The organism is Synechococcus sp. UW140 (genome assembly GCF_900474295.1).
GTDB lineage: Bacteria > Cyanobacteriota > Cyanobacteriia > PCC-6307 > Cyanobiaceae > Synechococcus_C.
The window spans coordinates 38,581-56,304 of record NZ_UCOB01000014.1 but is presented as its reverse complement, the minus strand read 5'-3'; the positions used below and the strand labels follow the sequence as shown (position 1 = coordinate 56,304).

Here is a 17,724-nt window from a genome sequence, read left to right as displayed (position 1 = left end):
ATCCCTGCCTGCAGACCATGACGCTCAACGTTGCCATCAGCGGCGCTTCCGGCAAAACCGGGTATCGAATTGCAGAGGAAGTGCAGGCAAGGGGAGATCGCCCCAAATTGTTGCTGCGCACTGAATCCAAGCTTCCCTCCTCTCTGGCGCGCTGCGATCAACACAGGTTGTCGTTGACGGATTCTTCAGCCCTCGATGCGGCCCTCACCGGTATGGATGCGCTTGTGATTGCCACTGGAGCCCGTCCTTCGATCGATCTCACCGGGCCAATGCGCGTGGATGCCTGGGGAGTTCAACGTCAGGTTGAGAGCTGCCTGCGCGTGGGTGTGCGTCGGGTGGTGCTTGTGAGCTCGCTTTGCTCCGGTCGCTGGCGTCATCCCTTGAACTTGTTTGGCTTGATTCTGGTGTGGAAGCGCGTCGGCGAGCGGGTGCTTGAAACCAGCAGTCTCGACTGGACGGTGGTGCGACCTGGAGGCCTTTCGGAGCGCGAGGAGGGGATTGAGGCTGAAGGAATCCGCTATTCACCAGCTGATCAGCAGGACAGTGATTCGATTCCACGCCGTCTTGTGGCCCGCTGCTGTGTCGACGCGCTGCACACCCCTTCAGCCATTGGCCGTGTGATCGAGGTGACTAGCGGCCGCGACCAGCCTTTGATCAGTCTGGATGAGGCGATTGCTACCTGGTGAGGTTGATGCTTGGCGTGCAATCCTCTGCGTTCTGAATGCTGAGCTGCGAAGAGGGGCGGCGGCCCCCCTCATCATCATCGAGAATTGACTGATTTCCGCCAAATATTGGCAAGGTTGTTGTGGGCTTCTCCAAGCCTCGGCAAGTCTTTTTCAACAGAATTAGGTACTGATCGTGCCTATGATTTTTGCTGGGTTTTGAGGCTTCACAAAAGACCTCGCACCATTGACACACTGGCTTCGACTTTACTGTTAAGTGCTGGGAACTAGGACTTAAGGAGGGCTAGATTCTTTTCGGCAAAGAGATAGGCTAAGGAGGTGGCGACAAGTCGCCTTGAATCATCGACGCAACATTTATTGACCATGCAAGTCGCGCCAATTCTCCTTTTGCTTGCTGCTGGCTTTATCCAGCTCTTTCAGTCGATATTCTGGCTTCTGATGAACTCCCTACAGTCAGGCATGGATTGGAAGGTCAGGTTTGTGATCGGTAATGTTGTGCCTAACGGATTGATTGTTTTGTTGGCCTTCATCGCGCTTGTGGTGTCAGTCATCGCTGTGGTGCGACGACGGTACTCAAATCAAGGACTGGGCTTCGCCGTGACAGCATTGTCGACCACAATCTTTGTTAGCCATGCGGTATTTAGTGTTGTTGGTATTATGAATTTAATCCGAAGCTGGGATTAGCGATCAACAGTCGAAGGCTCTATCACATTTATTCTGCCGCTTTAATTGTGCCTGCTTGTGCTGGGATTGCCCTTGTCTCGACACGTTGATTGTCGAAAAGTGGCAGTCGTGATGGCTAACATTGTATTTGAGGTATCGAGGGTTGGTCTTCAGGATTCGGCCTTCGCTTGGTCAAGGCTGTTCAGTTCTTCAGCTCAGTGCTTCAGCGCAGTGCTTCAGCCATCGCGTCAAGGCGTCGGGCGTTGACGCCAAGGTCTGAGTCTCCCAGCCGTGATTCTGATCGAACCTCGATTAGGCCTCGTGAATTGTCGGCATGCACTTCAATGTCATCCACAAAGCCAAATAGGCTGCTGCTTGCCGTGGCGTGCAAATAGCCCAACTCGGAGTCACTCGTGACCACGATGGTGCGTGGTGTGGTCTCTAGGTCGTGCTTCAGGGCTGTCAACGCCGCTGTGGTGTCGTTCACGGCCCATTGTCTCTGGGCACAGTGAGCTGGGCTCGGGCATGGCCGCAGGCTGTCTCCCTGGAGACCTAAATCCGCAGGAACCGGCCCAACCAGGTGCAGTAAGGCCAGAAGCCAGGGCAGGGTGATGGCAAGCAGAGCGGTCATCGCTGTCGGTCTTGAGCTGGATCAGCGATCATGCCTGGATTCGATCACCGGTGGTGATGCAGGCACCTCAAGCATTGCTGAAGCGGTTGGCGCCGGTTGAGGGCATGGAGCCCGGCAACCGCAGGCTTGTTCTTGTCTTTGGCCAGCTTGGCGACTTTGATTCGATTGAGTACGCCCAGGCTCTCGTTCCACTGTTGCCTGTGTTGCATCAGTCAGGGCTAAACCTGCTGCTGATCGGCATCGGCGATCAGGGCAGTGCTGACCGTTTCTGCTCCTACACCAAGCTGCCGCGACCCCATCTTCAGGTGGAGGCTGACAACCGTCTGCATCGGCAGCTTGGGCTTTATTCAGGACTTCAGGTGACTGGAGGTGCGTGGCCCAACTTGCTGATGATGTGCGCCGGAATTGGCTCGCCGGGCACGTTGGCCGAGGTGTTGCGTGGCTATACGGGCGACCGTTCCGCCCCCCAGCGACTCGCTGCCCCATGGTTCCGATTGGCCGGTGGTGAGGGGTTTCAGCGGCCCTTTGAGCTCGCCAGTGTTCGCTTGCAGAACATGGTCGAAGTGCTTGGTCATTGGCGCACCTACGTCCCTTGTGATGATTGGCTTACCCAGCGGGGTGGAACCTTTCTGCTTGAGGGTGACGACAGCTTGCTTTACGAGCATCGCGATCGGGGCATCCTCGGCTTCTCGGAAACGATGGCGAGGCCGCTGCAGTTTTTGCAGCCCTTTTTGACTCAGGATTGAAGCCTTGATGCTCAGCTCCAGCGGACGGGATCGCTGGAATCATGGTGGATCAGATGATCGAACTGGTCCCCAAGTAGATCGCGACTGATGGTCAAGCAGATGGTGTTCAACGGGAGCGAAAAACTGCTGCCATCAGCATCGAAAGGCCCTTCCACATAGGCGCCAATGCGTTCGGCCATCAGAAAGCAACTGAAGATGGCAACGCCGACCAAGATGCTCGCCCAACCACTCTCCTGGCGGTGGAACTCCACCAAAAGCTCCCAACCAAAGACCCAGTTGATTAGGCGCACAAACACGTCATACGAGGCTGGTAGCGGAGTATTGCGGATGCGCTCTAGCCCTCCAATGGCATCGGTACAGGCGTTGGCCACAGTCATCAATTGTTGGCGACCCCAGCCATCGATCCATCCATCTTGATGCAGGTTTTGAACAGCTTTGGCTCGGGTCTCCGACAACTCACGCAGCGTTGCTGTGGCCGGCAGCTTGAGCTTTTCGAGCAACTCATCCTGTAGACGCCTTAGGTCCCTGTGCCAGAAGTTGCGCAGCTGGAAGTTGAGCTGCCATACCATCGCCACCTGCAGCGTGATCAGTTTCTGTCCGTTCTGGGATCGGAGTTGCTGACGGCTTAGTAAGGACGTCAGGTTGTCATTCCAGTTGCGGCTGTGATTGACGACTGATCCCCAGAGTTTGCGGGCTTCCCACCAACGATTGATCGCTTGGGTATTGCGGAAGCCGATGAAGATCGATACAGCAATGCCAAGCGTGCGAATGATGCTTTCGCTTTGGAACCACTCATCCGGCAGCAGGTTGCTCAGCACGAGGCCACAGAACCCCAGTACCAGCAGCAGATCGAAGCGCATGCGCCAGAACAGCTGGGCGATGACCATCGAGTAGTCCCGTCGGCGTGTTTTAGGTGGATGGCCGAACGGTCCCTCATCGACTCGCATGGATTTGCGCGGTCTTTCAGCTGGTTGATTCGTCATTGTCTAGCGTCTGATCCAGGCTCCAGAGCGCAAGCCCGCCCCCACGGCCCCTTGCTGCCAACCAGCCCTTTGGGTCGCGGTTGATTAATGCAAAGAAGGGCCGTCGGCCTGGTGCCGGCGCTTCGAGCTTGCGCTGGATGACGGGGCGATCCCAAGCGTGCAACTCCAACCGGTTGAAGCTGAAGCTCAATAAGGGGCGTCGACCTTCCAGGCATCCCTCTCCCTCGAAGCGCAGTTCGAGTGGTCCAAGCGTGACCGCATTTCTGATTTGGAGGCATTGTGACGACATCGCTTTGATGTCCAGCCTGGCCTGGAGACCCCGCAGGCTCCAGTTGCTCAGAGCCGACGTCGTCAGACTGCCTTTCGGCCAAACGTTCTGCAGCATCCAGCGGCCATCAAGGTCTGCTGCCTTAATGCTTGTGCCGTGCTGACGAACGTGGCGCTCCATCTCCAGGAGCCTCTGCGCATCGTGCCGAGTCATCACTGCAGATGACGGGCCATGGTCGCGATCATGACTCTTCCTCCTGAGCTGGCATGCACTCCACCCGGACCAAACAGTCGGTCTTTGGATTCAATGATGGGTGTTTGCAGCTGTGTGCTTAACAAGATTACAACTTCACGATTCGCACACGAATCGTGAAGTGAAAATACAGCGAACACTAGAAAGAATGGGTGGCAGTCGCTTTGAGCAGCGCCCAGCCATTTGTTCAGGTGCAAGTAATGCGGCTTTCATTGTTATGGCGAGTTTTCTATTGAATTCATACAGTTGCCTCAAAGCATTCGATGAATGTCTCCAGTCGCCCCATCTGTAGACCGATTTGATGACGTGCTGAGTGGCAGTCAGCCATCAGCCACTTTTGCCTGAGTTCCCTGAGCCGTTCTTTGGCTAACAGATAAATCTTCTCTTGTTCTTCGTTCATTTGTTGATGGATTGCGGCGTATTCCATCTTCTAGGGCGTATCGGCCACTTGGTGCATCCCCCATTTGGGGGATTTTTGTCGGCTCCTGGTCAACACGTCTGCCGAGATCGGTCAGCATGCACATCCAGTTGCCATTATTCCACCACTTATGGTAAAAATCATTTTTAATTTGAGAGCTTGCCTGATCTCAAATTCTCATCCATATCACTTGCCCCAAGGGTCATGCCACTGACTCTTGAAGATTTTTCGATCCATCTTCCGAGTGGTTCCTTGATGGGCTGGTGTGTGATCCTCGCCATGAAAGTGGGCTAAACCATGTAGCCATTGCAGAGGGATATCACTATCCCGCAGCTCTCCTAAGCCTTCAGGTGCTTCGTTATCCGAATTTCAGGGGATTAATGCAACGGCTGGTGATCCTTCGCCAGCCACCTTGTGCACAGACAATTTTGACCCAATTTGCTAGAATGTTGCTAGAGGTGAGTAAGCCTATGCCCGACAAAAGGATTGACGACATCGATGAAGAAATGTCTGCCGAAGAACTTAAGGGTGTTTCTGGGGGGCAAAAGGGTGCAGGCGGCGAAAGTGGATTGAAATCATCTACATCTGAGTTCAATCAGAAATTACTTGGGGTTAGCTCTTTTGTTATGAGTCTAGACGGCGGCAATTAGTCGTTGGCATTAAAGGAATTGTGCCTGCCTTGATTCCTATGTCTAGGCCGCTAGTCTCCCTCAGGCCTGGTCATCGGTTCAGCAGGCCAACCTCTTCCCGCCATTGCGTCCACCAGCAATAGCGGCTAATGCCACGGCATCGAGAGCAAAATCATCGAACTCATCATCAGCATCCATCTGCTGAAGGAAACTTTGAATTTCATCAACAGAGAGGGTGACACCTTTCTCTGCTGCTATCTCCACAATCTTCAGCCGAGCAGCAGCAGCAGGGTCTGAGTAGAAGAGTGAATAAAGCTCCTGTTCAACCTCAGGAGAGACCGAGACACGGAGTGTTTTGAAGTCGTTGAGCGTTGTCATCAGGCGTTCCTCCCGAACAACCACTTGCGCATGGGTCTCATGCCGGGGCAGCGACCCCAAGGCTCGTCGTGCGCTTCCTCTTGACAGCAACCCTTACGACCACCGTTATAACCACCAGCAATGGCAGTCAGGGCGATGGCATCAAGCTCGATGTCGTCAAATTCTTCCTCTTCATCCATTTGCGCCAGGAACCCTTTGACTTCCTCAACGCTGGTGGTCATGCCCTTCTCTGCCGCAAGCTCCACAATCCGCTCAAACATCAACTGAGGGTTTTGGCTCATGAGCGTGATCAGCTCACTTTGAGTTTCAAGCGGCACACCAGCCCGCAACTGGCGGAAGTCCTCAAGAGTTGGCATCGCTGTCCTCTGCTCCAACTGCAGCGTAAAAGCAGTTGTTAATGGAGACCGTCTGCCAACAAGCTTCGTTATTTCAGGGTTGGATCCATTGCTGCCGATACGAACTCATCAAGCAGGAGAAAAACCACACCACCAGTGCAGTGCTTGAAGAGCCTTGGGTGAAGTCAAACTAGATGGCTACCCCTGCGCTGGAGGTCACCAGCGGCGTCTTCGACAACGGCCATGAGGTCACCGTGTTGGTAGAGGAAGGCATCGCCACTGCGGTTGACGACTTTCAGCCCAGATGCACCTGAGCCGAGCTGGATGCGGTCTTTGCAGCCCCCACCTTTATCACACATCTCCGTTGCTAATACGTACCACTTCAGCGCATCCATTCATTAATGTCTCATAGTGATTGTCCAGGTCAAATTCGGTATCCCGGTATGAAGTATCTCGTTGGACTCCTTGTCAGCCTTGGTTCAGCGGGTTCGGCTTTGGCCTGGCAGCCAGGAGACCCATTCCTAAAGGCACAGTGCGGTCCACAGGCTGCAACTCTTGGTCCAGACGTGACCGTGTGTCGGGCAATTGATCAAGATGGCAATAAGCATTTAGGTGTTTATTGGCCCCATGACACTCCTGAGTCCTATGCAATTGGCCCCTGTGATAAGACGAGCAAACTGCCAACTAAGAGGACGATGGATGCACGTGCTGCTCGTATGTATGTCGAGTTTTACTGTAATTGGATTGATTGGAATTAATCTCCACAGGGTTGGCGGTTCAACCGGTGCTGATCTTCAGTTGCCCATTCATCAAAGGCTTTCTTTATTCCTCTCTTCTTTACCTCAATTGGCTTGTCGAGAAAGTTGAGCCTTGCTCTCCAGTCGTCGATCCATCGTGTCAAGGTCGACCGCCTCAACACAGGCATTGGCATGGTTTTTGCGTCGAGTTGTTGGCTGTGGTCTTCGTTCTTCCCGTTGCACTACCGGCAGAACCACACAGAAGGATGTCTCTCGTCACAGAGCACTTGCCCTCTACCGTCTAAGGCCTTGGTTGTCGTGTGGAGCTTTGGCATCAGAAACTAGATTGCAACCAGACAAGCCCTCAATTAATCCATCTAAAAGCCTGTGGGGAACTGATCTCCCTTCTTGGACAGAACAGTGGTGGCCAGTGGCTTATTTGCGCGATCTCGATCCTGCAAAGCCGCATCGTTTCACCCTGCTTGATCAAGATCTGGTGCTTTGGTGGGATCGTTCGGAAGAGCAATGGCGCGCCTTCCCCGATGTCTGTCCCCATCGTCTGGTGCCTTTGAGTGAAGGACGGCTGAATGCGGATGGCCAGCTCGAGTGCCCTTATCACGGTTGGAGCTTTGATGGCGAAGGGCGGTGTCAGCGGATCCCTCAGGCCGAGCAAGGGACAAGAAGCGACAGCGTTCGCGCCCGTTGCACCAGCCTCCCTTGCACAAGCGGCCAGGGGTTGTTGTTCGTTTGGAGCGGTGATCCCAGCTCAGTCGATCCGGGGGCAGTGCCGTTGGTGCCCGCACTGGAAACAGCAGCGGACACCTGGACCATCCAGGACACCTTTCGGGACCTGCCGATGGATGCGCTCACCTTGCTGGAAAACGTGCTGGATGTGAGCCATGTGCCCTTCACGCACCATCGCACTGTTGGACGACGCAGCAACGCTTCTCCAGTACGGGCAAGGATCAGCCATGAAGATGCTGATGGCTTTTCAGCCGTCTGGGACGAGGGGCCTCGTCTGGGGTCGCTGGGGTCGCAGTTCACAACCTTTCGCGCCCCCCAGCTGATCTGGCATGACTTGGAAGCCAAGGGCTTCGCCCGCATCCTCACTGTGGTGTATGCAGTGCCGACACGCCGTGGTGAATGTCGTTTATTTGCCCGTTTCCCCTTTCAATTTCATTCGTGGTTGCCGCGGTTGTTGGTTGGTGCCAGACCTCGCTGGTTGCAGCACATCGCCAATCACAAGGTGCTGGAAGACGATCAGGTGTTTCTGCACCATCAGGAGCGGGTTCTTGCGGCTGCAGGGGGCAGTGCTGCAGCAGCCCGTGCCTTTTTTATGCCCTGTGAGGCCGATGTGTACGTGGCCGCTCTGCACCGTTGGCTGACGGACCATGGCGGAGAGCCTTTTGTTGGCGTTCCGCTGCCGCCGCGCCAGAACCTCGACCTCTTGATGGATCGCTATCACAGCCACACTCGCCATTGCCGCAGTTGCTCAACGGCCTTGCGACGGCTTCGTTCTCTTCGTCCTTGGTTCTGGGGCACGCTCTGGCTGTCTGCAGCCCTGGTGGGACTGGGGCAGTTCGGGCCTCTGAGCTGGTGTGGCCTTTTGCTTGGCCTGTTCACTGGATTGCTGATGCGTCAGTGCAGGCGCTGGGAGCGGGGCTTGATCGCCGGTGACGGGCAGGCTCCGCGCAATGATGGAGTTTGATTGTTCCGGTGTCGGATCTGTGGCGATCAATGTGATCTCGCCATGCTCGGAGAGCGTGATCGTTGCTTTGGGTGCACGTGATTGGCCGATCTGGGCTTGTGAGGTGAGCACCTTCCCCTGGCAATACGACCAGCGGGAAACCTGCTTGCTGTTGGAAGGGGAAGTGACGGTGACGCCTGACGGTGGAGAGCCGGTGCGATTCGGCGCTGGAGACCTGGTGGAATTTTCCGCAGGCCTTTGTTGCACTTGGCATGTCACCCAGCCAGTGCGTAAGCACTACCGCTTCGGTTGAGGCTGGGTGGCTTGTTCAAATGTCGACATCGGCTCCCCATTGGGGAATGCAGGTGCGCCAACCCACCCGCAGCAATTCCTGCCAAAGCAACTCAGCCGTTTCGCGGCGCAGGTGCACCCTCGTTTTCAGTAGGGGGGCTTCTCCAGGAACAGGTCGCCCTGAATCCACGAACACGCGAGGATCGTGGCCCCAACTTTTTTCGTCGGCATGGAACCGTTTGGTTTCGCTGGTGCGGGGATCCTGGATCCAACCATGCCTTGGCATCGCTTTCGTGGGGTGATGGCAGAGGTGCGCATCCACTCCTCGGCTTTGAATGGGGCGTAAGGGGAGCTGGGCGCCATGGGCCTGCTGCTGGTACGCCTGTTCTAGTTCAGTAGTACAAATGTGTCAATCCCGATCGTGGTTGGCCTCGGCTTGCCTGCTGGGCAGGCTGCAATCTCTGGGCGCCATCATGGCGAGCGAATCGAACGCCTTCGTGATGCCTGATGTCGCTTCATCCGATCAGGCCCTGCGCTGGGATGCACTTGCGGCGATGGCCCCAGCCTTGATCGACCGGATCAACGGTCCGACCAATGCCCAGGCCAACCTTCGCCTCTTCGATCAGCCCGAAGCGTCCGTGAGAGTGACGCTGTATCGGGATCACCATGCTTGGTGCCCTTACTGCCAGAAGGTTTGGCTCTGGCTTGAGTTCCGGCGAATTCCCTACCGGATCCGTAAGGTCACCATGCGCTGCTACGGCCCGAAGGAGCGTTGGTTCACCGCCAAAATCCCATCCGGGATGCTTCCCGCCCTGGAGCTGGATGGCAGGTTGATTACAGAAAGCGATGACATCCTTCTTGCCCTGGAGCAGGCCTTTGGTCCGCTTGGAGCATCCATGCTGGACCGGCGTGTGCGGGACCTGCGGCAATTGGAACGGCTGCTGTTTCGTGCCTGGTGCATTTGGCTTTGCTCCCCTGGATTGACCGAACGTCAGGACCACAAAGCTCGCGAGCAATTCCAGGTGATCGCGCGGCGGATGGAGGCGGCTCTGGCTCGGGGGGGAGGGCGTTGGCTCGATCCAGACGCCCCGCTCGCAGAGGAACCCGGCAGTGCTGACTTGGTGTTTGTTCCCTATGTGGAGCGGATGAACGCGTCGTTGGCTTACTTCAAAGGCTTCGGCCTACGCAACGAACATCCAGGCATCGATTCTTGGTTGACGTCTCTTGAGCAGTTGACGACCTATCGCGGCACCCAAAGCGATTTCCATACCCACGCCCATGACCTTCCGCCTCAGATGGGGGGCTGCTGGGAGAACGGCACGGCCGAGCAGCGTCGCTGTGCTGCTGCGATCGATGTTGGCGAAGGTTTGGCTTGCTGGGAGCGCAATCGCGTCGACGATGACATCGATGCCGGTGCTGCTGCCCTGCTTGCGCTGGAGCCCGTGCTTCGCCACCGCCTCACCCTGATGGCCCGCAATCCCCTTGGCGTCGCGTTTGATCAGCCCCTGCGCGCTGCCCTCACACTGCTGGTGCAGGGCACTCCGGTTCTGCCGATGGCCGGCTCCGCCTTGGGCTTGCGTTACTTGCGAGATCGCATTTGCGTTCCTCGCGATATGCCCCTGCTCAGCGGACGATTGCTGCGCCAGGCCCTTGAGCAAACCGCTGCTTTCGATAGCGATGTGCAGCCCGAGGCGATTCCTTCCCAGCATCGATTTGATCAGGATCCACGTCCTTTTTTGACTGAGTGACCAGGATCAAAACGGCAGGTGATCATGATCAGCAACGTTGGCTGAGGCTGCCGTGAAGCTGTGAGCAATCGCTCCGCTATCGATGGCTCGCACTCCCCAGGCTATTTATCGCTGTCCCCATTGTTTGAGCATTCATGCCCAGGTGGCTGATCTTGGCAGGACCTGTCCGAGTTGTTTCAAGCCACTGCCAGCCGATCTTGCGCCTGCCTACTACGTCACCAATCCAAACCCTCACCGCCGTTCGGCGATCAGGGCAAAGCAGGGCATGGGGGTGCCGTTGAAGCTGATGGCGGGCCTTGTGCTCGCTGTCACTTTCCTGCCTGCACTGGGGCCCGATCCAATGCCATCGCCTTCAAGCCCAGAGGAGGTAGTGACTCGGATGCCCCCCCATCCTTTCTGACTAACGCGCCATATTTCACAGGCTGCCGCGAGGCAGGGGATGATCGGCAGCACGGAGTCGCTCTGTTTCGATGCTCAAGATTGCTCTTCTCGGTACGGGTTTGCTGGGCGAGGCGATCGGGTGCCGTTTGTTGCACCAGGGTGTGAACCTTCACGTCTGGAACCGTCGCTCTGACAAATGTTCCACGCTCGTGGCAGCAGGTGCACAGCCGATTGAGAGCTTGGCTGGTGCAGCGAAGAGCTGTGATGCCGTGATCACGGTGTTGCGTGATGGGCCGGTGACTGCGGACGTGGTTGCTGGCCTTGGCGACCTTGGCGGTGCCTGTTGTCTGCCGATGGGCACGATGGGGATCAGCGAATCACGCCAGCTGGAAGCCCAGGTGCAGGCGCAGAACGGCCGCTACCTGGAAGCACCGGTGCTCGGCAGCAAGCCGGAGGCTCTGGAGGGAAGGCTGTTAGTGATGGCGGGGGGGGATGGGGCTCTGTTTGAGGCTCAGCTGCCGCTGTTGCGAAAGCTGAGTCAAGATCCGAAGTTAATGGGGGCTACCGGCAGTGGGGCCGCCAGCAAGCTGGCCCTGAATCAGCTGATTGCCAGCCTCACCCACGGTTATTCCTTGGCGCTGCGCCTGGTTCAGGCCTCTGGGCTCGATGTTGAGCGGTTTATGGAAGTGTTGAGGCCGTCAGCGTTGTATGCACCGACCGTGGACAAGAAACTCGTGCGGATGCTTGCCCACGACTACGCCAATCCCAATTTCAGTGCAGCCCTGTTGCGCAAGGATCTTGCCCTGTTCTTGCGTGAGGCGGGTTTGATCGGTCTTGATGCCAGCGGACTCCAGAGCTTGATGACCTTGCTTGAGCGAGCAGAGGGATCGTCGCTGGATGGGGATGACTATTCAGCTCTGCATGAGCTCACCGCTCCACAGCCTGATCTCAAAGAACCAAAGGCAACACGTTGATCATGCGCTTGGGGACTCGTGACGGCCAGGCCAGGTAGAGGCAGGCGCTACCGGTTCAGAGCACTATGGCCTGACGAGGAGGCAAGCAGGAGTGGAGCCTGTCCCGAGCGAAACAGGCTCCATCCCGACTCCGAGTGAAGGTCAGGGAGCATCGTCCTAACCAACCATCGACAGGGAGCCTCCACTCCCTGCGAAAAAGGTAGCGCGGCAGCTGGAATATGAGTTCTGCTGTTGCGCAATTGCAAGGTCGGGCCTGGGGTGGCAGCAGCGACGCCGCTGTTTGGGCCCTGGCGCCTTCGTTGCGTTTCATCCCAGAGTGCGCGATCGACTGTTGATCGATGAATGCGCCGATTTTTCGCCTTAGGCGCAATTCTTGGGGATGAACTCTCTCTCTGTATCTCTATACATATCTGTATCTGTTGATGTGATCACTTTGTTTTTGCTGTTCTGATTCAATCGTTTGTGTTGTCTTCCCAGCAGCATCTCATTAAGGGGGCCTCGAATTGAGGCAGTCTCTGGTCAGTTTTTGATCAGTTTTTGATCAGGTTTTGATTCACAACGAGAGATACCAGCGCACCATCGCCATCACTTGACCTGCGGGACCCTGGCCGCTTACGAGTTCGCCGATCAAAGCTGCTGCGAAGCCCAGCATGGCCACGCGTCCATTGATCAGCTCCACCATGGTTAGAGCACCTGTGTTCCAGGGGCGACGCGTGGTGAGGCCCTCGCCAAAGGGTTCGTGGGGTTCATAGCTGTAGCCAACGTCGGGCACGGATCGAATCTGCCGATAGAACGCCAAGAGCCTATGCGGATCCGTCAGGATCTGAGCCAACTGTTGTTGGATGCCCCATGCCAGCCGTGTCTGCTGATCGGCTCAGAGAGCTGTTTACCAAGCCCTATGGCTTGCCTGCCCCGTCCGAGGAGCAGTGGCGAGAGCTCTATGCCAACGATGTGCATTTTCAGGATCCCACCCAGGAGCGTGACGGTATCGATGCTTACATCGCTGCTCAGGATGGATTGATCAGGCGCTGCGATGACGTCTACCTGTTGCCGACAGCTGTAGCGGTAGACGCCGATCTTGCGTTTGTGGAGTGGGAGATGGGCCTGAAGATCAAGGGCATCGAATTCGTCTACCCAGGCGCAAGTCGCCTCCGTCTCAATGGCGACGGGAAAATCTGTGACCATCGTGACTATTTCGATTTCGTCGGCCCCACATTTGCTCCGGTGCCTCTGGTTGGTGGATTCGTCCGCTGGCTTTACAAGCGTTTTGTGGACTGAGTCCTGCAGGCTGAGATCAGGTTTCTGGAGAAAAATGGAAGACTTTTGTTTGTTGTGGCTGATCTGACAAAAATTCCTTCTGATTTCGGAGATTCTCGCAACACGACTCGCACTCTTTCTGATGGAGGACTGTCTTTACTGGAACGAATCACCCAAAATGGTGGTGTTGAAGTGTATCGGTGCGAACAACTTTTACTTGGAGAAAGTTGTGATGCCAAGCGAAATCTTTGGCTTCAGAGCACCGATCGATGCCAAAGTTGAGATCTGGCAGATGGCTGTTAATGGACAGCTGCTGAGTGTGCGCGGTGACGTGCGCGATTTTTTGTCTAAAGCCAGGGCACCACTCCCTAACCCGATGGTGGCCTGAGCCACTTCTGCTGGCGCCATTGAGGTGACTCGAGCAGGAGAATCGAGCCCATGAGCTCACCTCTCCTTCTCGACGGTGCGTCTGATGCACCGCTCACCTTCCTTTTGGCCCACGGTGCTGGTGCCCCGATGGACAGTCCCTTCATGGAGGCAATGGCTGCGGGCTTATCCCAGAGGGCCTGGGGTGTGGTGCGTTTTGAATTCCCTTATATGCAGCATGCCCGTCAGACAGGCAAGAAGGCTGCTCCTGATCGCTTTCCCGTTCTCGAGGCTTGCTTCCTGGAACGGATCACTGCGCTCGTCGATCGTCCTGGGCTGATCATTGGTGGCAAGTCCATGGGGGGACGTGTGGCCAGCCAGCTTCTGGAGAGGCTTGGTCCTTCCAGCAACGTTCGAGGCTGCGTTTGCCTGGGCTACCCCTTTCATCCTCCAGGCAAACCGGAGAAGCTACGTACGGATCATTTGATGGCGCTTGCATCGCCGCTGCTCGTGCTTCAAGGCGAACGCGATACGTTCGGCAAACCCAAGGAGGTGGATGGCTATCAGCTTCCCGCCGCGATCAGCGTTGCCTGGATTCCAGATGGTGACCACAGCTTCAAACCGAGGAAAAGCTCAGGACGCTCGCTCGAGCAGAATCTTGCAATGGCGATTGATCGGATGGATGGCTTCGCCAAGCAGCTGCTGGCTTGAGCCCAACCCTGGTTGGCTGACGGTTTGGGGTAACGAGACAAGAAGATTTCCCCTTTTTTTGTTTCAGTCACGGTTGCCCGACTCGCTAGTGGTGCCCTTGCCGAAGGAGATTGCAGCAAACGGGGGCTTACGCCAGGAGGAGCGATGGCTAGCAGCCTGCAGGAGGCTGTGCGGTTGATCAAGAAGGGGTTGCTGAATGCCCTTCCTGACCGATCCGCTGGCGAGACCAAGCGCGATTACACCAAGCGGGTGATCACCGAAACAACCGAAGAAGCCTATGAAGTGGTTTGCGGTGTCGCTGGGTGCGTGCTCAGGAAGAAGGAATGAGTTGAGTGTTGTTCAGCTGTTCAGCCATGGCTCGCTGGCAGTCATTGCTCGTGGAGCTCAATAGCTGCTCTGGGGCAGGGTGAAACTACTCTGCATATGTTGCACATCAAGCATCACGTAGGTGAGCCAGAGCAGCAGTGCCGCAATGCCTGAGCCAGCCGCCACCTTGGCGATGTTGCGCAGCAGGATCTCAACCAGGCTGACATTTTTCACGGCGGCTCGACAGGAGATCTCATCCTGCACGATCCTGCGTCTTACCAGCTGCTTTGATGCCGAATTCAGCCACGTTCAGCGTGCTGGTCACCATCGGGCTTATTGCCATGCTGCTGATCTGGTGGATCGGAGTGCGATTGCGACGCCATCAGCCCAACACGTTGGCTGATCTTCTCAGGGCCCACGTCGTCCATTAACACTTGAACCGCATCGTTCCAAAGCCTCTTCGAAAAGGCTGGTTCGGATCGCGTCTACCCCTGGTCTGATCATCACACTGTTGTGTGGAAGGCCGCTGTATGGCTTGCCGACAGGTTGGCCTGACTTCAGCCTGAAGAGATGGCGTCTTTTCTCAAGATCCGCACCATCAATCGGGCCGATGTGCCGGTGATAACCAGCTGGGCGAGACAGGAGGGCTTTGCTCCAGGCAAGGGTGATGTTGGGATTTATCGGCATACGGATCGCCAGGGCCTCTGGGTGGGATGCCTCGGCGGTGAGCCGATCGGCTGCATTGCCGGCGTTCGCTACAACCTTGTTTATGGCTTCATCGGGCTTTATATCGTTCGGCCTGATCACAGGGGGCAGGGCTACGGCAAGGAGCTCTGGCAGCACGCTCTGGATCACCTTGAGAGTGTGGCCTGTGTCGGTCTAGAAGCGGCGGAGGATCGCATTGATGATTACTCCCGCTGGGGTTTTAAGGCGGCTTCGCCAACCATGCGTTGGCGCACCACCGCGGCGCCAACGCATGGGAACAGCCCAGTCCTACCGATGCCTGATGGCTTGCGACTGTTCAGTGGAGATGCGATCCCTGAGCCAGCCCTCCAGCTCTATGACGCTCAGCGGGAGCTGAGCCCGAGGCCGCATTTTCTCTCGGACTGGTTGCACCACCCAGCCGGCTCCGTTGTGGCCTTGCTTGATCAGCATCAGGCTTGTCATGGCTTTGCTCGGATCCGTCCCTGTCTGCTGATTGACGGCGAAGGCTGGCGAATCGGCCCGTTGCTGGCCGATTCGCCAGAACTCGCGGAGTTGCTCATCCGCGCGTTACTCCAAGATCATCCTGGTGTTGTGATCATCGATTCGCCGGGGGGCAATCCGTTCGCATCTCCGTTGATGGAACGGATTGGGTTTGAACCCTTCGCCCGTACGCTTCGCATGTATCGGGGGTGCATCCCTAATCAAGGTTTGGAGGATGTGTATGGTCTGGCTTGCCTTGAGCTGGGCTAAAGGCGCTTAGTCCATCACGCTTAAAAGCTTGGTCGCTGCCCGTTCACTGTTCAGATCCAGTCGACCATTACCAGGTTTTTGGCATGAATGGGCGCCCTCAGTTCTTGTTGGCCCCCATGCTGGGTAGCACCTCTAGAGCCTGTTTCGGGCTGATTAAGCTGGGGTATGAGCGACTCTGCCAGCCGACTCAAAATTGAACAAGAGCTGGCTAAAGCTCAGGAGCTCGGCCGCTGGCAGTCTGATGAGGAACGCGATGCTGAAGCTCAGGCCGAACGAGAAAGCCTTGCGCAGCACAAACTTCAGACTTCCTTGCGGATCCGGCTCGGGGTCGTCACCGTCGTTTGCCTTCTAATTCCGCCTCTTTGGCCGGTTGCCTTCGCCCTCACCCTTTATCTGCTTTTTCCCCGAAGTGCATCGAGGCTGTTTGTGGCGGCTGGCTTAGGCGCAACCGTTTTGGTGTTGGCGGTGCTTGGACTCTCCGCTCTGCTGGTGTTCTGGTTGGTGATGCTTTTCTTCTGAGGGGGCTGGCGGAGCTGTTGCCCCCAGGGCATGGTGGGCGTTCAGGCAATGCACAACCATGAGCTGGCATGAGCTCGAGCGTTTGGTGAGCGATGTTGAAACTGATGGGGTGATTCGACGGGCGATGAAATGCTGCCGCTCCCGTCATGAATTCGTGCTTGCTGCTCGCAGGCTTGGCTATCGCATCACACGGATTGATCTGCAATTGGCCTTAGAGGAGGAGCAACTTGAACAACGCAAGGGCGATGATCAGCTCTTGGTCTTGTGACTACAACCAGGTAGTTGAAGCAGTACTGCAAGCACCGGCTCCCATCACTGCACGGGACTGAAATCGATCAGAATGTGATTTGACGCGTCGGTTTGAGGCTTGCGAATGGTGCGCTTGTTGTTCAGTGTGATCCTCGTCTTGGCGATGCTGGCCGCCCCTGTGCAGCCTGCCTGGGCCGCCGATCTGAAGCTCACGTCAGTCGCCCTTGCTGCTTGTGATCAGGCCGACCCTGGCGCCCAGCCTGCGCCAAGTGGAGATCCACGACGTTCCGGGGTGAGTCGTACTGCCGGTGCCAGCTGTTATGTGCTCTCCGGCATGGTGACCAATCCGGGTCGACGTTTTGTGTATGACACCGATGTCTATGCCCGCATTCTCGATGCCAGCGGTGAGCCGGTGCTTCAGAACCGTACCCGGGTGGGATCGATTGGAGATGTCGAGCCTGGAGTCCATCCCTTTGCCTTGCGCCTTGCGGTCCCGTCAGGAACCCCAGGCCCCTTTGAGGTCTCCAATGCCCGTGCCCGAGGCTTTGGTGCGCCGGTGCGCACCCGCGCTGCCGACGAGGACGAGTTGTTGCCCCTCGAGAAACAGGTGATGGACATCGAGGACCCGGGGATCAACGCTCTTTGAGCTGGATCCGCTACGGGTCGCTCCTCCTTGCTTTTCACCTTGTTGCCGTTCGGCTCAAAGGTCACCAGGTGAGGAACCTCTTCATGCGTCCAGTAAGGCCTGCAGTTTGGTTCGAAAGTCACCCTTTGGCATGCCGCCTTTGAGTTCTCCGTGAATCGTGAAATCCGCCTCTGGATTGCTCACGAGTAAATAGGTCGGCCATCCCATTCCTTCCTTATTTGGATATTGAGCCAGCAGCACTTTGCGATATTTGCGATAAGCGTCCGTGTCTTGCAGCATCACCGAAACGAAATCACAGCCAAGCTCTTCAGCCACTTTGGCGTCGTAATGGCTCATGCGATGACACGTGCCGCAATCTTCTGAGCTGAACTTGAGAAGATGCATTCTGATCCTGCTTTGCAGCACAAAGCT

At 56.6% G+C, this 17,724-nt stretch carries 28 protein-coding genes; 18 read left to right on the top strand and 10 right to left on the bottom strand.

The genetic code is table 11. The features are described from left to right. Positions 1 to 17: 17 nt before the first annotated feature. Positions 18 to 686, top strand: a complete 669-nt coding sequence (locus DXY10_RS05160) for an NAD(P)H-binding protein (RefSeq protein ID WP_115016841.1) — start codon at positions 18 to 20, stop codon at positions 684 to 686. A gap of 360 nt (positions 687 to 1,046) precedes the next feature. Then, positions 1,047 to 1,367, top strand: coding sequence for a hypothetical protein (locus DXY10_RS05155; protein WP_115016838.1), 321 nt, complete (start codon positions 1,047 to 1,049; stop codon positions 1,365 to 1,367). A 202-nt stretch (positions 1,368 to 1,569) separates the two neighbouring features. Here the strand turns inward: DXY10_RS05155 and DXY10_RS05150 are convergent, their stop codons facing one another. Continuing rightward, positions 1,570 to 1,977, bottom strand: a complete 408-nt coding sequence (locus tag DXY10_RS05150) for a DUF1499 domain-containing protein (protein WP_115016837.1) — start codon at positions 1,975 to 1,977, stop codon at positions 1,570 to 1,572. Between the two features lie 56 nt (positions 1,978 to 2,033). On the opposite strand from DXY10_RS05150, the gene DXY10_RS05145 reads away from it, so the two are divergent. Beyond that, the gene (locus tag DXY10_RS05145; RefSeq protein ID WP_115017362.1) at positions 2,034 to 2,723 is read left to right on the top strand and encodes a peroxiredoxin-like family protein; all 690 of its coding nucleotides are present in this window, start codon (positions 2,034 to 2,036) and stop codon (positions 2,721 to 2,723) included. Between the two features lie 11 nt (positions 2,724 to 2,734). Here DXY10_RS05145 and DXY10_RS05140 read toward each other — a convergent pair whose 3' ends face one another. The 3 genes from DXY10_RS05140 to DXY10_RS14490 form a co-directional block, all read right to left on the bottom strand. Beyond that, positions 2,735 to 3,670 (bottom strand): bestrophin family ion channel, encoded by a 936-nt coding sequence (locus tag DXY10_RS05140; RefSeq protein ID WP_115016834.1) that lies wholly within the window; start codon positions 3,668 to 3,670, stop codon positions 2,735 to 2,737. 16 nt (positions 3,671 to 3,686) lie between these two features. Then, positions 3,687 to 4,187: a hypothetical protein gene (locus DXY10_RS05135; RefSeq protein WP_115016832.1), complete on the bottom strand. Its 501-nt coding sequence runs from the start codon at positions 4,185 to 4,187 to the stop codon at positions 3,687 to 3,689. Positions 4,188 to 4,546: 359 nt separating this feature from the next. Then, positions 4,547 to 4,744: a hypothetical protein gene (locus DXY10_RS14490; protein ID WP_170955709.1), complete on the bottom strand. Its 198-nt coding sequence runs from the start codon at positions 4,742 to 4,744 to the stop codon at positions 4,547 to 4,549. Between the two features lie 250 nt (positions 4,745 to 4,994). On the opposite strand from DXY10_RS14490, the gene DXY10_RS05130 reads away from it, so the two are divergent. After that, positions 4,995 to 5,294, top strand: a complete 300-nt coding sequence (locus DXY10_RS05130; protein WP_206749691.1) for a hypothetical protein — start codon at positions 4,995 to 4,997, stop codon at positions 5,292 to 5,294. A 78-nt stretch (positions 5,295 to 5,372) separates the two neighbouring features. On the opposite strand, the gene DXY10_RS05125 is transcribed toward DXY10_RS05130, so the two are convergent. Next, on the bottom strand, positions 5,373 to 5,651 hold the full coding sequence (locus DXY10_RS05125; protein WP_115016829.1) for a hypothetical protein: 279 nt from the start codon (positions 5,649 to 5,651) through the stop codon (positions 5,373 to 5,375). Beyond that, a complete protein-coding gene (locus DXY10_RS05120) occupies positions 5,651 to 6,007 on the bottom strand; it encodes a hypothetical protein (protein WP_115016827.1) in 357 nt (118 codons plus the stop codon). Before DXY10_RS05120 ends, DXY10_RS05125 begins: the two co-directional genes overlap by 1 nt. A gap of 1,146 nt (positions 6,008 to 7,153) precedes the next feature. Here DXY10_RS05120 and DXY10_RS05110 point away from each other — a divergent pair. Both DXY10_RS05110 and DXY10_RS05105 read left to right on the top strand, forming a co-directional pair. Continuing rightward, positions 7,154 to 8,431 (top strand): Rieske 2Fe-2S domain-containing protein, encoded by a 1,278-nt coding sequence (locus tag DXY10_RS05110; RefSeq protein WP_371411120.1) that lies wholly within the window; start codon positions 7,154 to 7,156, stop codon positions 8,429 to 8,431. After that, the gene (locus DXY10_RS05105; RefSeq protein WP_115016823.1) at positions 8,418 to 8,723 is read left to right on the top strand and encodes a cupin domain-containing protein; all 306 of its coding nucleotides are present in this window, start codon (positions 8,418 to 8,420) and stop codon (positions 8,721 to 8,723) included. The genes DXY10_RS05110 and DXY10_RS05105 overlap by 14 nt, the downstream gene beginning before the upstream one ends. 15 nt (positions 8,724 to 8,738) lie before the next feature. On the opposite strand, the gene DXY10_RS05100 is transcribed toward DXY10_RS05105, so the two are convergent. After that, positions 8,739 to 8,987 carry a DUF1651 domain-containing protein gene (locus tag DXY10_RS05100; RefSeq protein WP_115016821.1) on the bottom strand — a complete coding sequence of 83 codons (249 nt, stop codon included), beginning with the start codon at positions 8,985 to 8,987 and terminating at the stop codon, positions 8,739 to 8,741. Positions 8,988 to 9,201: 214 nt separating this feature from the next. Between DXY10_RS05100 and DXY10_RS05095 the strand changes: the two genes are divergently transcribed. The 3 genes from DXY10_RS05095 (at position 9,202) to DXY10_RS05085 (ending at position 11,804) form a co-directional block, all read left to right on the top strand. After that, the gene (locus DXY10_RS05095) at positions 9,202 to 10,449 is read left to right on the top strand and encodes a glutathione S-transferase family protein (RefSeq protein WP_115017357.1); all 1,248 of its coding nucleotides are present in this window, start codon (positions 9,202 to 9,204) and stop codon (positions 10,447 to 10,449) included. Between the two features lie 82 nt (positions 10,450 to 10,531). Then, positions 10,532 to 10,849: a hypothetical protein gene (locus DXY10_RS05090; RefSeq protein WP_115016819.1), complete on the top strand. Its 318-nt coding sequence runs from the start codon at positions 10,532 to 10,534 to the stop codon at positions 10,847 to 10,849. Positions 10,850 to 10,919: 70 nt separating this feature from the next. Beyond that, positions 10,920 to 11,804 (top strand): NAD(P)-dependent oxidoreductase, encoded by an 885-nt coding sequence (locus DXY10_RS05085; protein ID WP_115016817.1) that lies wholly within the window; start codon positions 10,920 to 10,922, stop codon positions 11,802 to 11,804. Between the two features lie 553 nt (positions 11,805 to 12,357). On the opposite strand, the gene DXY10_RS05080 is transcribed toward DXY10_RS05085, so the two are convergent. Next, positions 12,358 to 12,576, bottom strand: a complete 219-nt coding sequence (locus tag DXY10_RS05080) for a chlorophyll a/b-binding protein (protein WP_115017355.1) — start codon at positions 12,574 to 12,576, stop codon at positions 12,358 to 12,360. Positions 12,577 to 12,662: 86 nt separating this feature from the next. Here DXY10_RS05080 and DXY10_RS05075 point away from each other — a divergent pair, with 86 nt between their 5' ends. The 4 genes from DXY10_RS05075 to DXY10_RS05060 all read left to right on the top strand — a co-directional run bounded on the left by DXY10_RS05075 (position 12,663) and on the right by DXY10_RS05060 (position 14,465). Then, a complete protein-coding gene (locus DXY10_RS05075; protein WP_371411119.1) occupies positions 12,663 to 13,082 on the top strand; it encodes a nuclear transport factor 2 family protein in 420 nt (139 codons plus the stop codon). A gap of 121 nt (positions 13,083 to 13,203) precedes the next feature. Beyond that, positions 13,204 to 13,449: a DUF1830 domain-containing protein gene (locus tag DXY10_RS05070; RefSeq protein WP_115016813.1), complete on the top strand. Its 246-nt coding sequence runs from the start codon at positions 13,204 to 13,206 to the stop codon at positions 13,447 to 13,449. Positions 13,450 to 13,499: 50 nt separating this feature from the next. Further along, a complete protein-coding gene (locus tag DXY10_RS05065; protein ID WP_115016811.1) occupies positions 13,500 to 14,138 on the top strand; it encodes an alpha/beta fold hydrolase in 639 nt (212 codons plus the stop codon). A gap of 144 nt (positions 14,139 to 14,282) precedes the next feature. Then, a complete protein-coding gene (locus tag DXY10_RS05060; protein ID WP_115016809.1) occupies positions 14,283 to 14,465 on the top strand; it encodes a hypothetical protein in 183 nt (60 codons plus the stop codon). A gap of 57 nt (positions 14,466 to 14,522) precedes the next feature. Here the strand turns inward: DXY10_RS05060 and DXY10_RS14485 are convergent, their stop codons facing one another. Next, positions 14,523 to 14,678, bottom strand: coding sequence for a hypothetical protein (locus DXY10_RS14485; protein ID WP_170955708.1), 156 nt, complete (start codon positions 14,676 to 14,678; stop codon positions 14,523 to 14,525). A 56-nt stretch (positions 14,679 to 14,734) separates the two neighbouring features. On the opposite strand from DXY10_RS14485, the gene DXY10_RS14480 reads away from it, so the two are divergent. The 5 genes from DXY10_RS14480 (at position 14,735) to DXY10_RS05035 (ending at position 17,313) form a co-directional block, all read left to right on the top strand. After that, entirely contained in the window at positions 14,735 to 14,875 is a 141-nt protein-coding gene (locus tag DXY10_RS14480) for a hypothetical protein (protein WP_170955707.1), read from the top strand. 139 nt (positions 14,876 to 15,014) lie between these two features. Next, a complete protein-coding gene (locus DXY10_RS05050; RefSeq protein ID WP_115016805.1) occupies positions 15,015 to 15,899 on the top strand; it encodes a GNAT family N-acetyltransferase in 885 nt (294 codons plus the stop codon). Positions 15,900 to 16,064: 165 nt separating this feature from the next. Continuing rightward, on the top strand, positions 16,065 to 16,418 hold the full coding sequence (locus DXY10_RS05045; protein ID WP_115016802.1) for a hypothetical protein: 354 nt from the start codon (positions 16,065 to 16,067) through the stop codon (positions 16,416 to 16,418). A gap of 58 nt (positions 16,419 to 16,476) precedes the next feature. After that, complete coding sequence (locus tag DXY10_RS05040; RefSeq protein ID WP_115016800.1) at positions 16,477 to 16,686, top strand: Nif11-like leader peptide family natural product precursor; 210 nt, start codon at positions 16,477 to 16,479, stop codon at positions 16,684 to 16,686. Between the two features lie 144 nt (positions 16,687 to 16,830). Continuing rightward, on the top strand, positions 16,831 to 17,313 hold the full coding sequence (locus tag DXY10_RS05035; protein WP_244281944.1) for a hypothetical protein: 483 nt from the start codon (positions 16,831 to 16,833) through the stop codon (positions 17,311 to 17,313). Positions 17,314 to 17,394: 81 nt separating this feature from the next. Here DXY10_RS05035 and DXY10_RS05030 read toward each other — a convergent pair whose 3' ends face one another. After that, positions 17,395 to 17,697, bottom strand: coding sequence for a thioredoxin family protein (locus tag DXY10_RS05030; RefSeq protein ID WP_115016796.1), 303 nt, complete (start codon positions 17,695 to 17,697; stop codon positions 17,395 to 17,397). Between the last annotated feature and the right edge of the window lie 27 nt (positions 17,698 to 17,724).

Excerpts from the sequence above, each read along its gene's own strand:
- DXY10_RS05160 (WP_115016841.1), top strand. The coding sequence starts at position 18 with ATGACGCTCAACGTTGCCATCAGCGGCGCTTCCGGCAAAACCGGGTAT.
- DXY10_RS05155 (WP_115016838.1), top strand. The coding sequence starts at position 1,047 with ATGCAAGTCGCGCCAATTCTCCTTTTGCTTGCTGCTGGCTTTATCCAG.
- DXY10_RS05150 (WP_115016837.1), bottom strand. The coding sequence starts at position 1,977 with ATGACCGCTCTGCTTGCCATCACCCTGCCCTGGCTTCTGGCCTTACTG.
- DXY10_RS05145 (WP_115017362.1), top strand. The coding sequence starts at position 2,034 with ATGCAGGCACCTCAAGCATTGCTGAAGCGGTTGGCGCCGGTTGAGGGC.
- DXY10_RS05140 (WP_115016834.1), bottom strand. The coding sequence starts at position 3,670 with ATGCGAGTCGATGAGGGACCGTTCGGCCATCCACCTAAAACACGCCGA.
- DXY10_RS05135 (WP_115016832.1), bottom strand. The coding sequence starts at position 4,187 with ATGACTCGGCACGATGCGCAGAGGCTCCTGGAGATGGAGCGCCACGTT.
- DXY10_RS14490 (WP_170955709.1), bottom strand. The coding sequence starts at position 4,744 with ATGCTGACCGATCTCGGCAGACGTGTTGACCAGGAGCCGACAAAAATC.
- DXY10_RS05125 (WP_115016829.1), bottom strand. The coding sequence starts at position 5,651 with ATGACAACGCTCAACGACTTCAAAACACTCCGTGTCTCGGTCTCTCCT.
- DXY10_RS05120 (WP_115016827.1), bottom strand. The coding sequence starts at position 6,007 with ATGCCAACTCTTGAGGACTTCCGCCAGTTGCGGGCTGGTGTGCCGCTT.
- DXY10_RS05105 (WP_115016823.1), top strand. The coding sequence starts at position 8,418 with ATGATGGAGTTTGATTGTTCCGGTGTCGGATCTGTGGCGATCAATGTG.
- DXY10_RS05100 (WP_115016821.1), bottom strand. The coding sequence starts at position 8,987 with ATGCCAAGGCATGGTTGGATCCAGGATCCCCGCACCAGCGAAACCAAA.
- DXY10_RS05095 (WP_115017357.1), top strand. The coding sequence starts at position 9,202 with ATGCCTGATGTCGCTTCATCCGATCAGGCCCTGCGCTGGGATGCACTT.
- DXY10_RS05090 (WP_115016819.1), top strand. The coding sequence starts at position 10,532 with ATGGCTCGCACTCCCCAGGCTATTTATCGCTGTCCCCATTGTTTGAGC.
- DXY10_RS05085 (WP_115016817.1), top strand. The coding sequence starts at position 10,920 with ATGCTCAAGATTGCTCTTCTCGGTACGGGTTTGCTGGGCGAGGCGATC.
- DXY10_RS05070 (WP_115016813.1), top strand. The coding sequence starts at position 13,204 with ATGGAGGACTGTCTTTACTGGAACGAATCACCCAAAATGGTGGTGTTG.
- DXY10_RS05065 (WP_115016811.1), top strand. The coding sequence starts at position 13,500 with ATGAGCTCACCTCTCCTTCTCGACGGTGCGTCTGATGCACCGCTCACC.
- DXY10_RS05060 (WP_115016809.1), top strand. The coding sequence starts at position 14,283 with ATGGCTAGCAGCCTGCAGGAGGCTGTGCGGTTGATCAAGAAGGGGTTG.
- DXY10_RS14480 (WP_170955707.1), top strand. The coding sequence starts at position 14,735 with ATGCCGAATTCAGCCACGTTCAGCGTGCTGGTCACCATCGGGCTTATT.
- DXY10_RS05050 (WP_115016805.1), top strand. The coding sequence starts at position 15,015 with ATGGCGTCTTTTCTCAAGATCCGCACCATCAATCGGGCCGATGTGCCG.
- DXY10_RS05045 (WP_115016802.1), top strand. The coding sequence starts at position 16,065 with ATGAGCGACTCTGCCAGCCGACTCAAAATTGAACAAGAGCTGGCTAAA.
- DXY10_RS05040 (WP_115016800.1), top strand. The coding sequence starts at position 16,477 with ATGAGCTGGCATGAGCTCGAGCGTTTGGTGAGCGATGTTGAAACTGAT.
- DXY10_RS05035 (WP_244281944.1), top strand. The coding sequence starts at position 16,831 with ATGCTGGCCGCCCCTGTGCAGCCTGCCTGGGCCGCCGATCTGAAGCTC.
- DXY10_RS05030 (WP_115016796.1), bottom strand. The coding sequence starts at position 17,697 with ATGCATCTTCTCAAGTTCAGCTCAGAAGATTGCGGCACGTGTCATCGC.